At 42.6% G+C, this 12,667-nt stretch carries 11 protein-coding genes; 1 reads left to right on the top strand and 10 read right to left on the bottom strand.

Annotated features, from left to right (window positions below):
• The first annotated feature begins 174 nt into the window (after nt 1-174).
• Nucleotides 175-867 carry a bacillithiol biosynthesis deacetylase BshB2 gene (gene bshB2 / locus D0469_RS10420; RefSeq protein WP_117326682.1) on the top strand — a complete coding sequence of 231 codons (693 nt, stop codon included), beginning with the start codon at nt 175-177 and terminating at the stop codon, nt 865-867.
• A gap of 467 nt (nt 868-1,334) precedes the next feature.
• On the opposite strand, the gene D0469_RS10415 is transcribed toward bshB2, so the two are convergent.
• The 10 genes from D0469_RS10415 to D0469_RS10370 all read right to left on the bottom strand — a co-directional run bounded on the left by D0469_RS10415 (nt 1,335) and on the right by D0469_RS10370 (nt 12,206).
• Nucleotides 1,335-2,423, bottom strand: coding sequence for a PQQ-dependent sugar dehydrogenase (locus tag D0469_RS10415; RefSeq protein WP_117326681.1), 1,089 nt, complete (start codon nt 2,421-2,423; stop codon nt 1,335-1,337).
• Between the two features lie 34 nt (nt 2,424-2,457).
• Nucleotides 2,458-3,318, bottom strand: a complete 861-nt coding sequence (locus D0469_RS10410; RefSeq protein WP_117326680.1) for a Cof-type HAD-IIB family hydrolase — start codon at nt 3,316-3,318, stop codon at nt 2,458-2,460.
• A gap of 85 nt (nt 3,319-3,403) precedes the next feature.
• Nucleotides 3,404-4,066, bottom strand: coding sequence for a DNA alkylation repair protein (locus tag D0469_RS10405; protein WP_267897303.1), 663 nt, complete (start codon nt 4,064-4,066; stop codon nt 3,404-3,406).
• Between the two features lie 16 nt (nt 4,067-4,082).
• Nucleotides 4,083-5,060 carry an aldo/keto reductase gene (locus D0469_RS10400; RefSeq protein ID WP_117326678.1) on the bottom strand — a complete coding sequence of 326 codons (978 nt, stop codon included), beginning with the start codon at nt 5,058-5,060 and terminating at the stop codon, nt 4,083-4,085.
• A gap of 262 nt (nt 5,061-5,322) precedes the next feature.
• Nucleotides 5,323-6,429: a PRK06851 family protein gene (locus D0469_RS10395; RefSeq protein WP_117326677.1), complete on the bottom strand. Its 1,107-nt coding sequence runs from the start codon at nt 6,427-6,429 to the stop codon at nt 5,323-5,325.
• A 419-nt stretch (nt 6,430-6,848) separates the two neighbouring features.
• Nucleotides 6,849-7,322, bottom strand: coding sequence for a Cys-tRNA(Pro) deacylase (gene ybaK, locus D0469_RS10390; protein WP_233523022.1), 474 nt, complete (start codon nt 7,320-7,322; stop codon nt 6,849-6,851).
• Nucleotides 7,323-7,358: 36 nt separating this feature from the next.
• Nucleotides 7,359-8,492, bottom strand: a complete 1,134-nt coding sequence (locus D0469_RS10385; RefSeq protein ID WP_117326675.1) for an MGDG synthase family glycosyltransferase — start codon at nt 8,490-8,492, stop codon at nt 7,359-7,361.
• The gene (locus D0469_RS10380; protein WP_117326674.1) at nt 8,492-9,100 is read right to left on the bottom strand and encodes a DedA family protein; all 609 of its coding nucleotides are present in this window, start codon (nt 9,098-9,100) and stop codon (nt 8,492-8,494) included. The genes D0469_RS10385 and D0469_RS10380 overlap by 1 nt, the downstream gene beginning before the upstream one ends.
• On the bottom strand, nt 9,097-9,822 hold the full coding sequence (locus D0469_RS10375; protein WP_117326673.1) for a polysaccharide deacetylase family protein: 726 nt from the start codon (nt 9,820-9,822) through the stop codon (nt 9,097-9,099). The genes D0469_RS10380 and D0469_RS10375 overlap by 4 nt, the downstream gene beginning before the upstream one ends.
• Before the next feature lie 191 nt (nt 9,823-10,013).
• Entirely contained in the window at nt 10,014-12,206 is a 2,193-nt protein-coding gene (locus D0469_RS10370; protein ID WP_117326672.1) for a DNA topoisomerase III, read from the bottom strand.
• Nucleotides 12,207-12,667: the final 461 nt, after the last annotated feature.

Genomic DNA, 12,667 nt, shown 5'->3' with positions numbered 1-12,667 from the left:
AGCATAAGACAAGCGCTGACAGAAGGCGCTTTTTGCCTTCCGAAGTGATTGGCTTATGACCAGGGTGGTGACGGCCTTTGGTCACAACATTCGAGGGGCGGGGCGCTGGAGCTAGACATCTGTACTTGTTAAGAAAGTTATACTTTTTATCTTTTGAATAAAGGAGAGAATTTCATGGAAAAAGAAAGACAAGTATTAGTTGTATTTCCTCACCCGGATGATGAAGCATTCGGTGTATCCGGCACAATAGCCTCCTATATCGAAAGCGGCACTCCTGTGACATATGCATGTCTGACTCTGGGAGAAATGGGGCGAAATCTTGGCAACCCTCCTTTCGCCACAAGGGAATCCCTTCCGCAAATTCGCAAAAAGGAGCTGCAGGATGCTGCCGCAATCTTGGGCATCAAGGATTTGCGCATGATGGGCCTTAGGGACAAGACGGTAGAATTTGAGGATGATGAGAAACTTGCCGGAAAAATATCCAAGATAATAGAAGAGCTTAACCCTTCCCTCATTATCACTTTTTATCCCGGCTACAGTGTACACCCCGACCATGAAGCAACCGGAAGAGCTGTAGTACGTGCTGTAGCAAAAATCCCAAAGGACCAACAGCCAAAGCTGTATTGCGTTGCGTTTGCTAATAACAGCCTTGAAGCTTTGGGTGAACCAAACATCTACCATGATGTTACAGCTGTTGAAGATAAAAAAATTGCTGCGATTAAAGCGCACCGCTCCCAAACAGAATCAATGGTGGCCGCCTGGGCAGAACAACTCCAAAACCAGGATCCCCAGCTGCTTGGCTGGATTCGGCAAGAACGGTTCTGGCTCTATCAGTGGCCGCAAGAAAAGCAGAGGAGCACTGATTAAGGGAACGTCGACTAAGTTCTGACAGGGTTGAAATTTAAGACCATTTCAACCTCAGTCCTGTACCAAACGTCGGGGCTTTATTTTCCTGCGAAAAAAAAGACGCTGGGCGCTGGAACTAGACAAGTGTATGTTGAAAAGTAACACTTTTTTTGACACAAAACAGCCCGCAGGTATGCACTGCGGGCCATTTTTTTCAATAGTTGAGAGCTGGCATTTTTAACTTGTTGACCGGCGCTCCTCCTTCTTATAACAAAAAAAATTCCGCCAGACAAGCCAGCGGACAAGTAGGGGATATTTATGGAAAATTCATCGTGGTACTATTATGGCCTCCATTTATAATTTTAATACATCTCTTTTTATTTTTTTATCAAAATTCAATTCAGGTACACCTTTTTGTTTCATAATGCGGACAAGGTCTTTAATCAGCACCGTGCAACTGGCCTGTCTGGCAATCACATTGAGCCTTCTTACTTTGATAATAAATCCATACGGTACAGTTTATCATCACCTTCACGAGGAGTTCCTCTGCCATCTGTGTTATTGCTGATAAAATACAAGTAATTACCGTCGATGAGAACATCCCTGATTCTTCCTAAACCTTCCACAACGTTATTAATTTTCTTGGTTTTCAGATGGAAAGCCTTGACTGCTTGTCCCCTTAGGGCTGCTGCATAAATGGTATCTTCGTGATAGTCAATGCCGGAAGGAGCCCAGGTATCGTCACCTGACTGAAAAAGTGGGCTTTCCAGTCCGGGTTTTGTTTCATCTCCTGTTATAAGCGGCCAGCCATAATTCTTTCCAGGTTTGATGGCGTTGATTTCATCATGGGCTGAGGGACCATGCTCACTGCTATAGAGCTGGCCGTCTTCATCCCAGGCAAGGCCTTGAGGATTTCGGTGTCCGAGACTGTAAACATAGGAATTGGGGAAAGGATTGTCACTTGGTATACTGCCATCCAGGTTCATTCTCAGGATTTTCCCGCCGAGTGACTGCATTTCCTGGGCAATTTCGTCCTGATGGGCATCTCCTGTGATAACAAACAGTTTGCCATCCGGCCCAATTTTCATCCTTCCGCCATGATGATAGGTTCCGCTCGGTATTCCATCAAGCAATACCCTTTTTTCCTGCCATCTGTCATTTTCAAATAATAACGAAACCACGCGGTTTTTCGGATTTCCATTTTGCTCATATGTATAATAAACAAAGGCTAGATGCGATGTTTCAAAATTTGGAGCCAGGACAAATCCCAGTAATCCCGCTTCAGGATTTTGAGACAGCCTTTTTCCAAGCTCAACATTTTGACGCTTCATTTCGCCATTCTTCCAGTGAACGATCGAACCAGTTCTTTCTGAAATATAGAATTCTTCTCCGGTTTTTTGAATCGTCCAAGGAACATCGAGGTCAGTCAGAATTACTTCCGCTTTTTCCTGCCTTACACTATTGCCTGACGCATCTATGGCTTCTTCCTTTTGGTCCACACTTCTTTCAGGCTCAGGTGAACAGCCTCCCAGCCAAAATACGGTTAAAAACAACAGAAACAGCGGTATTCCTTTCATCACTCGCTCTCCTTTCATCATTCCTAAATGAAGGTCAATCCTTAAGCACTTTCCAGATGGCGTTTGCCACACCGTTTTCATCGTTCGTATCCGTAACATGATCACATTGCTTTTGGATGTCGGCCGGAGCATTTCCCATTGCAACGGCCCGGCCAACTCGTTCAAACATGGAAACATCATTATAGTTATCTCCGATTGCCATTGCAGCACTCAACGAAATTTCTTTGTTCTCCAGGTATTTTGCAAGGGCCACACCTTTTTGGGCTTCCATGCTGTTGATTTCTAAGTTTTCTAGTCCTGAGGAAGTAACGGCAAGATCAACTGTTTCTTTTAAAACGGATGCAGCTTGCCCTAATTTATTCAAATCAGGCGAGAAAACTAACAGCTTATAAAACTCTAGACCTGGTTCGTTGAACAGCGTCTCATAGCTATCAATGGTCTTAAGGTGTCCCATCTCTATCCGCTCCCGTGCGCGTTCACTCACTTTCAGCGGATCAAGGTCAGGATTCGCTGTCACAAAGATATCGACAAGCGTAGCAACGGCGCGGTCAAAATCCTTTGAAAAAGTGCCTTTACTCGTATAAATTTCATAGTATAGGTCATTTTCAGCCAGAATCCGGTCAGCTGCGATTACGTTTTCTACATCCATTGGATTTGAAGCGGCTATATTTCCTTCCTCCGTGAGGACTACAGCTCCGTTAATGCCAATAATCGGACAAGTAATACCTGCTTCATCGAGAGCAAAGCGCGCTTCACTATAGGACCTTCCTGTAGCAATCACAACTTCAACCCCTTTGTTTTGTGCAGCAATAATCGCTTCCCTGTTTTCTTTGCTAACCTTTTGATTTTTATTTAATAATGTACCGTCCATATCAATCGCAATAGCTTTTATCAAAAACCTGCACCTCTTCTTGTTGTTTTTCCCATTGTAACAAATTATGTCTCTTTTGTTGGCTGGGAGGCTCTCACTCGGCACACGCTTAGATATATTTGCTGCCTTCTCTGACACTCAGTTTAGCCAAAGAATGGGATTCAATAAATGCCCTGACAGACTCCGGGTTTGTTTTTGAATATTCCCTAAGTGCCCAGCCAATTGATTTTTGGATGAAAAACTCCCCGCTGTCTGCGTTCCGGAGAATATACCGGTACAGCCTCTCTTCATCAGTCTTTTCCTTATACTTAAGCTGAAAAAGGATAGCAGTTCGGCGCAGCCACATATTTTCATGCTTAGACCAATGTTCGATATACTCATCCATTAATTCAGGATATTTAGCGGCGATGGAGCCAACTAAATTGGATGCGATCGCATCCACGCTATCCCACCAAGACTTCTGCTCTATTAGCTCCTTCAATAGACTGATATATCCCTTTTCAAGTTTTTTGGCGTATTTCATCATGTAGTCCATAGCGGCATATTGCAGCTCTCTCTCCGGATAAGACCAGAGCTCCCTCACAAAGGCCTCGGAAAAAGGTTTTTTCAATATCCCAGTATCCCGAAAAAACTGGGTCATAAGGATTCGCCTATCCGGTGACTTTATCCCAAGAAACGGAAAGTGATTCTTCATATAGGCAGACATTGGGCCAGCGTTTTCTCTATTCCGATTGGCCTCAAAGAGAAAAAATAACTGTTCAGATTCTTTCAAGGAATATCCTCCTATATCATGGCAGCTTGTTGCCTCTTGCAGACACATAGAGGCGGTACCATTCTTCACGGGTCATGATTTCGGATTGTCGCACGGCGTCCCCGCAGTTCTTAATCCGCTCTGGATCTGTAGTGCCAATAACTGGCTGAATTTTTGCCGGGTGGCGCATGAGCCAGCCAAGGACAATCGCTTCTTCTGTTGTTTCTTTATCAGCAGCCATTTGCTTCACCAAAGCTCTAGTTTCTGATTCAGCCTCTGAAAGCTGGCTGGAGTCATGGCCGGTAAATACCCCCTTGGCTAAAGGAGACCAGGCCTGGATTTGAATATCATTCATCATGCTGAATTCCATTAACCCATCAGCGAAATAAGAAGCTTTGCCTGCTGCTTGATTGACAGACACACCTTGGTCAACCCAGTCCAATTTGTTTAAGCTCATTTCCAGCTGATTTATGATCATTGGTTGTTCTGAGTAGGCTTGTATAAGTTCAACCTGCCCTTTATTCATGTTGGAAACGCCAAAATGGCGTACCTTTCCTGAAGATTTCAGCTGAAGGAACGCATCGGCCACCTCTTCCGGTTCCATTAACGGATCAGGACGGTGCAGAAGCAGGATATCCAGGTATTCAATGGACAGCCTTTGCAGTATTCCATCTACAGAATTAAGAATATGCCCTTTTGAAAAATCGTATCGTCCCGGAGCAGCCTCATCCGCGAAACGAATTCCGCACTTGCTTTGAATAATAATTTTCTCCCTTAGCCCTGGACGGGATTGCAGAACTTGGCCAAATACTTCTTCGGCCTTTCCCCTTTTATAAATATCTGCATGGTCAAACATCGTCATTCCCGATTCAAGCGCTGCATCGATGGCCCGTTCAGCTTTTAAAACTTCTTCACTTGATGCTGAGCTATTATCCCAGGTACCGCCCAAACCCATACATCCCAGGATGATCCGGCTGGCAGAAACATTACGCTTTTCTAGAGGTATTTTCTTCATAATATAAAGCTCCTTTATCAATCTTTCATTTCATTGGGGTTTTTTCTATTCATTGCGAAGCAGGGAAAAATGGATACTGTTATACCATTTCCCATTATCACTATTTTACTGTTCTTGTTTTTGAAATGAAAAATAAAAGCGTTTCCAGATAGAGTAAAATTTCTGTAAAGAAAAATGTAAAGAAGGCTGGATTCTGTCCAGCCTTCTTTATTTTGCTAAAATTCACTTTTGAGGGTCAGGCAATCGACGTATTACCTATCCTTTATACAGATGAAGTTACACTTGCGAGCTTTTCAATCTTCTCCCTGATTTCTTCCGTGATTTCCCCAACCTTACTGAAATCCATTGCCGCCTTATATATTTCCTCAAGCTCATCATGCAGGGCTTTGGCAGCGGCCAAAAATGCCGTTGCTTCTTTCATCTTTGCTCGATACCTCGAGGAAATGATTTTGATTTCTTCTGCAAATTTTTCATCCGTCCCTGGTGTTACTGCCGCGCTGTAGACATCAATGATTTCATCGCCTTCCCGGCTTGGGAAATATTCATGTGGAGCCGTACTGTCAAAAATGGCAATGCCAAGCTCTCTGACAATGACCATATCAAGGCTGTGCGGATCGAAACCACAATGGTATATCTCCGTATCAAACCCTCTGCTCTCCGCTTGTGCCGCTACTTTCTTCAGAATCGTCGATTTCCCTGTGCCTGCACGGCCTTTAACAAAGTAGCGCTTACTGAGTCCTTCCGTTAAATTAGGCACAAAATCACATGCCCCCTGAGGAGTAGCAGCCCCTAAAAAGCGGTGGCGGACATCAGCCTTTTTATTGAGGGCAATTTCACCGAAAAGCTCCTTTAAAATCTTCTCTCCAAGCCGGTCTGCTTTTACAAAATCCATATTTTCGATATAAATTTTTTCCCAATCATCATGAATCCTCAATGCCTCTGCAAATGCTGCATAAGCTGACGCAAATTCACTGCTTATCTTTAAGGTATACTGGCATATTTCATCCTTTTTTAAAGCAAGCTGGTCAGCATTCCAGGCGGCACCCAGATTTACATACTCTTCGATCGCTCCAGGGGCATTTGGTTCGATTACATGAGGGGCCGTACCATCGACTATTCCTAATTTTAGTTTTGGAATGATAACACCATCGATTGAATGGTTATCAGATGAGCAGTGCATAAATTCGATGTCAAAGCCTTTATCCCGCCATTCCAGTCCAATAGTCCTCATTAATGTGGATTTCCCGGTCCCGGGACCACCCTTTAAGATAAATATTTTTTCCAGTCCCTGCAGATTTGATTCATATAAACTATAAAAGCCGCGGGATGTATTGCCACCTGCATAATAGTGTTTGATTTTTCCAGCCACCCTCCACCACACTCCCTATCTGTTGTTAAGTCTACCTAACACAGAATATGCGGCAGGGTTTGTATAGGTGAATGCCTAATTTTAGAAAAAAGCGCAGGCGCTATGTTTAGAGGAAGAACGGCTAATATCGCCATGGCCGCACACATGTGCGATTTAATTCTTACGATGTGAGGCTGCCGAAGTGTTCTTTTTCTATCCTGGCACCAGGGCTTTAAATGCCTTTCGAAAAAAAGTTGCTTTAGTTTTCCTACGTGAAAAAGTTGCTGAACGCTAGAGCTAGGCATGGCTCCGTTAATTGAGTCATAACAACACTTACCTTTTATACAATAAAAATAAGCATCCGGGAACAGGTGCTTATTTTTTGTTCATATGTAAACTGAATGACGAGATCTTTCTGCTGAAATGGCTGATCGCGCTTCCTACTGCTTTACCAGTTCTGTAAGCATAGCATTAGTGACTTCTTGCAAATCACCCACGTCCAGTTCAATCTGGACACCGATCCTGCCGCCGCTGACAATAATCGTATGTAATTCTCTCGCCTGCTGATCGATGAAGGTAGGAAAAAGCTTTTTCATTCCAACTGGTGAACACCCGCCCCGAATATAGCCGGTGAACTTTTGAATATCCTTTACAGGCAGCATATCAAGCTTTTTTTCCCCAGCTGCTTTGGCCGCTTTTTTCAAGTCGAGCTCCTGTTCAACTGGAATAACAAAAACATAAAGAGACTGCAGATGCTGCGTAACCAGTGTCTTATAAACCATTTTCGGATCCTTGCCAACCTTGGCTGCAACCGAGACACCGTCAATCTTGCCATCTTTATTTTCATATTCCATCATCTGATAAGCAATCTTTTCCGAATCAAGTAATCGGATTGCGTTGGTTTTCCCCGACATTAAATAGTCCCCCATGCTTCCCCGTGCTAATTACCATTAACTAGTTGATCTTACTAAGTCCTGTGAGACTTCCTTTTGGATAATATAAGAAATCGCATCCGTATAATTATATGATATTTCCTCAAGGTAACGCTCCATCTTTAACTTCATCGCTGTCCGCTCGTCATCATTAAAAACTAAAGAATTCACTTCTTCAATTAATTGATTGGAAGAACTGGCCCTTACTATTCCCTGCTCCTGCAAGAATTTTAAATTGACCTCTTCTTGTCCTGGCAGAGAATTATGAATGATGATCGGTACTTTCTTTTGAAGGGCCTCACTAATTGTTACGCCGCCAGGTTTTGTGAGAATTGCATCCACTTCTCCGTAAAGATCATTTAATTCAGCCGATGAATCAATATACCCTCTAGGCTGGATATGAGGCAAATTCAAACTGCTTAACCTGTCATATAACTCTCTATTCTTTCCGCATAAAACGGTGAAGGTTATCTCCGGATTGCTCTCAAGCATCTTAACAAGCTCACTTGATTTAAAAAGGCCGTTATTCCCGCCGGCCACCAATACATGCTTTGTCCGCTTATCTTTCTTGGAGATGGTTTGATTAAAAGAATCACTGATTGGAATACCAGTAACAAACACATTTTCTTCCTTTATGCCGTGCTTAGTTATCAGGGTTTCTTTAGCCTTATTATGCGGTACTAGATGATATTGGATTGGGTGTTTTGCCCAAATATCGTTAATAAAGAAATCGGTATAAACGTTTACCGCCGGAACATCTGATATAATCCCTTTTTCTTTTAGCTTTCCAATCATTTTTGAAGGAAAAGAATGGGAACAAACTATTAACGTTGGTTCTTCTTTACTGATTAGCTGCTTCATCTTTTGCTCAAAATAAAGCGATATAAATGGGAATTGCATCTGCAGCTTGCTGCTGTCTTCACTGTACATAATGTTTTTATATAAAGACCTGTAAACGGAAGGCGATTTGTTAATGCAAGTAAGATATAGAGCGGAAACAAACTTCTCTAAATTCCAATTGCAATAGCCCAAGAAATCCACAATCTTAATTTCAGCATTGACATACTCCTTGCTGATGCTTTCCTGTATTGCTTCAGCCACTTTTAGATGTCCGTTCGGAAATTGGAATAAAGAACATACAAGAACCTTCATCAATGAACACCTTCTGATTTTTTTTCTTTTTTTCCACGGAAGTATTTGATAAGGCTGTACAGACAAAACAGGATTAATAATCCAACCCCTACATAAGGAACATAATTTGGATTGATATCAAACAAGCTCCCTGCATAATAGCCTCCGAGTATAAATGGCAACGTCCAAAAAATAGATCCTAAAAAAGAGTAAAGAATGAACATACCAAACGATACTCTGCTTATGCCGGCAAAATAAGGGCTGATCTGTCTTAATCCTGGAAGATAAAATCCAAGTATGACCGTTTTTTTCACGTTCCCTGTGTATTTCTCCTTCGTCCGCAGCCATCGTTCTTCCGTAATACCAACATACTTTCCATATTTAGTGATAAAGGGATAGCCAACATACCTACCGCATGCATACGCAGCTGCCATCCCGACAAATGCTCCGGCCCAGGCACACAAAGCAGCGGTAGTAAGGGACAATTTATCGTTAATTGCCAGTATTCCAATCAGGAATAACAGCGATTCTTCCGGAGCGGGGATCCCCACGATTCCCAGAAATAAAAAGAGAAATATGATAGCATATCCATACACATCGATATAGCCTAACAAGACGTCCATATTCATAACGCGACTATTTCTTCACTTTCTTTGAATTGATCTCTCAGCGAAATAAAATGAATGCCTTTTTGCTTGCTCTCTTTAAGATAAGTTTCCAGGCTTTCAATCATATATCTCGGTGCTTCCTCTTGGGCCCCTAACGTCTTGCCGCAGTCATGAAGCAACAGGATAGAGCCTTCTGCTGTTACTGCTGTTAGCTTTTGAAGAAGTGTACTCTTACATACATCTATTCTCCAATCACTGAATATATCCGACCACATAATCAGCCGGTATTTTTTTGCCATAAATAAAGTTGCTAAATTAAAATGCCCCCAAGGCGGCCGGTAAAAATCCGGATATTCTTGAATGCAGCTGTATATCGCCTTCTCTGTCCGTATTAACTGATTTCGCAACCCTAAAGGTGACAGTAACCAGCTGGATACATGACGGTAATGATGGATACCGATTGTATGGCCTTCCCTATGCATCCGTTTTACAATTTCCGGATACTGATCAACCCTGCTACCTAAAACAAAAAATGTAGCCTTTACTTGATACTTTTTTAAAACATCAAGAAGCTGCTCTGTATATACAGGGTTGGGACCATCATCAAAGGTCAGGACAACCGCTTGTTTTTGGTTAAAGTTTTTAACTATATTTAAACCGCTCCTGCGGATTAAAACCGTAGGTATAACGGAATAACAAAGAAATAGTAAAATGAATATAAGAATTGCTAACATCCAATCCATCTTGTCATTCCTTTCCCCTGTTTTTTAAACAAGCAAACAAGCTTTTTGTGATTTCCCACAATAAACCCAGTATACATTATAACATCCATCCATAGTGGTCTGAACAGTCATATAAAGGCAAACAACACAAATGATGCCGAAAAAAAGAAAGGCTGACCCAAATTAAGATATTGAGTCAGCTTCATATATGGTTATTTATCAAATTTTAATTTAGACAGAGCATCCGCAAATGCTGTATTGATCGGCTCATCCTTGTTCTGCTGTTTCAGGTATTGCGAAACATCCCGTTTAGAAGCCTGATGGTTCTTGCCTTTTTGCTTTCTGTTAGTAAAGGAGGAAAGTTTTTCACGGTGGCCGCATTTACATACAAAAATCTGGCCTTCTCCTTCGCCGCGAAGCTCCAGTTTTTTATGGCAGTTTGGGCATCTGGCATTTGTAGATCGGGAAATGTTTTTTCGATGGCCGCATTCTCTATCCTGGCATACATGCATTTTTCCGCGCTTTCCGTTCACTTCCAGCATAAGCTTGCCGCATTCCGGACATTTAGTGCCTGTCACGTTATCATGCTTAAACTTCTTGCCGCTGTTCTTAATTTCCGTTACAACATCCTTTGCATAATTCCTCATGTCAAGGATGAAGGCATTTTTTTGCAGCTTCCCTTTAGAAATAGCCGTAAGTTTTTGCTCCCACTCAGCAGTTAAAGCCGGTGATTGCAGTTCTTCCGGAACTAGTTCAAGCAGCTGTTTGCCCTTGGAAGTGATAAAGATTCCTTTGCCCTTCTTTTCAATCAAGAAGGAATTAAACAGCTTTTCTATAATATCGGCCCGGGTTGCAACGGTCCCGATTCCGCCTGTTTCCCCAAGCGTTTTCACTAAATCTTTGTTTTCCAGGTTCATAAAACGTGAGGGATTTTCCATCGCAGATAACAGCGTGCCCTCATTAAATGGCTCAGGCGGTTTTGTTTCTCCGTTTGTTACATTAACAGCAGAGATAGGAATGCTATCCCCTTTTTTAACACTCGGTAATAGCTGTTCTGACAGGCCATCCCTTGATTCTTCTTCATCATAATGGTTATCATATATTTCTTTCCAGCCTGAATGGATGACGACCTTACCCTTTGCCACAAAGTGCTCATCTGCAATTTTAGCCTTGATCGTTGTCTGCTCATATTCAAACGGCGGGTATAAAACTGCTAAAAAGCGCTTCACAACTAAGTCGTATATCTTCCACTCTTTATCGCTGAATTTACTGATAAACGGTGATTGCTCAGTTGGAATGATGGCATGATGGTCAGAAACCTTTTTATCATCCACAAACGACTTATTTGTTTTAATCGGTGCTCTTAAAATTTTTGCTGCATAAGGGCTATAAGGCTTTACACTGATTGCCTGCAGCCGTTCCTTCAGGGTATCCACTAGATCGGACGAAAGGTAGCGTGAGTCGGTTCTAGGATATGTTAACACTTTGTGGCTTTCATACAGCCTTTGCATAATCGAAAGTGTTTCCTTTGCGGAATAGCCAAACAGCTTATTGGCATCCCGCTGCAGCTCCGTTAAATCGTAAAGGCCGGGTGCATAGCTTTTCTTTCGTGTCCGGTCAACTTCGACCACTTCCGCCGATTTTCTTTTAACAGAATCCGCAATTCGTTCTGCCCCTGACTTATCAAATGTCCGAATGTCATTGGTTTTGCTGTCCCGCCATGTCAATTTTAGTTTAGTATCGGAAAGAGCAGTTACTCCAAAATAGTCCATTGGTTTAAAGCTTTTTATTTCTTCTTCCCTTTTTGCAATCATCGCCAGTGCAGGAGTCTGCACACGGCCTGCGGAAAGCTGGGCATTATATTTGCTGGTGAGTGCCCTGGTTGCATTCATTCCAACAATCCAGTCCGCTTCCGCACGTGCTACCGCAGAAGCATATAAATTTTCATATTCCCTGCCGTCACGAAGCTTGCTGAATCCTTCTTTGATCGCCTTATCCGTCACCGAGGAAATCCACAGGCGCTTAACCGGTTTCTTTACATTCGCTTTTTCAAGAATCCAGCGCGCCACAAGCTCTCCTTCACGGCCCGCATCTGTTGCGATGACGATCGAACCGACATCCTTACGGCTAAGCTGGGCTTTCACAGCCTGGAACTGCTTACCCGTTTGCTTGATGACGACCAGCTTTAATTCACGCGGAAGCATTGGCAGATCCTCAAGTTTCCACGACTTGTACTTATCATCATAAGCTTCCGGATCTGCCAGTGTCACAAGATGGCCCAGCGCCCACGTTACTATATATTTATCTCCCTCAAAGTAGCCATTTCCTTTTTTATTGCAGTTCAATACTTTTGCTATATCACGGCCAACAGAAGGCTTCTCTGCCAGCACTAGTATTTTAGACATCTTAACATCCTTTCTTCCACCATAACTATCTCCGTATTATCTCATAAAACCACGAGAAAATCATGGTTTCCTTCCTAACTGAAGAGGTGTGGCATCAACGCTTATACCGCATTCCGGTAACGGTTCTGAACTCGGCAGGATTTTCTTTGAATTACTTTTTCGCTTATCCAACACAGTTAGCACTTTTTCGTCGTCTATTCCCGCTTAATATCCCCCTCTGTTCGAATACAGGCCGTTACGTATAATTCTTATTTCTCTCCGCCTAAACGGGAGGTTTTTTCGTTGGATCCGGCATTATCCGCTTCGTTATCTATCAATGAATCTTCCGTTTTCATAATTTCCCATTAAAATGAAGGATAGTATTCTCTCTGAAATTTTAGTATGATGAAGGGTAGTTGTTATTGTAAAAAATCACAAGTTTAATTTTTAACAAATAAAGATGTCTAGCTCCAGCGCCCAGC

The sequence above is a fragment of the Peribacillus saganii genome, from assembly GCF_003429095.1.
GTDB lineage: Bacteria > Bacillota > Bacilli > Bacillales > DSM-1321 > Peribacillus > Peribacillus saganii.
The sequence above is the reverse complement of the archived record's forward strand: the minus strand, read 5'-3'. Positions and strand labels throughout refer to the sequence as shown.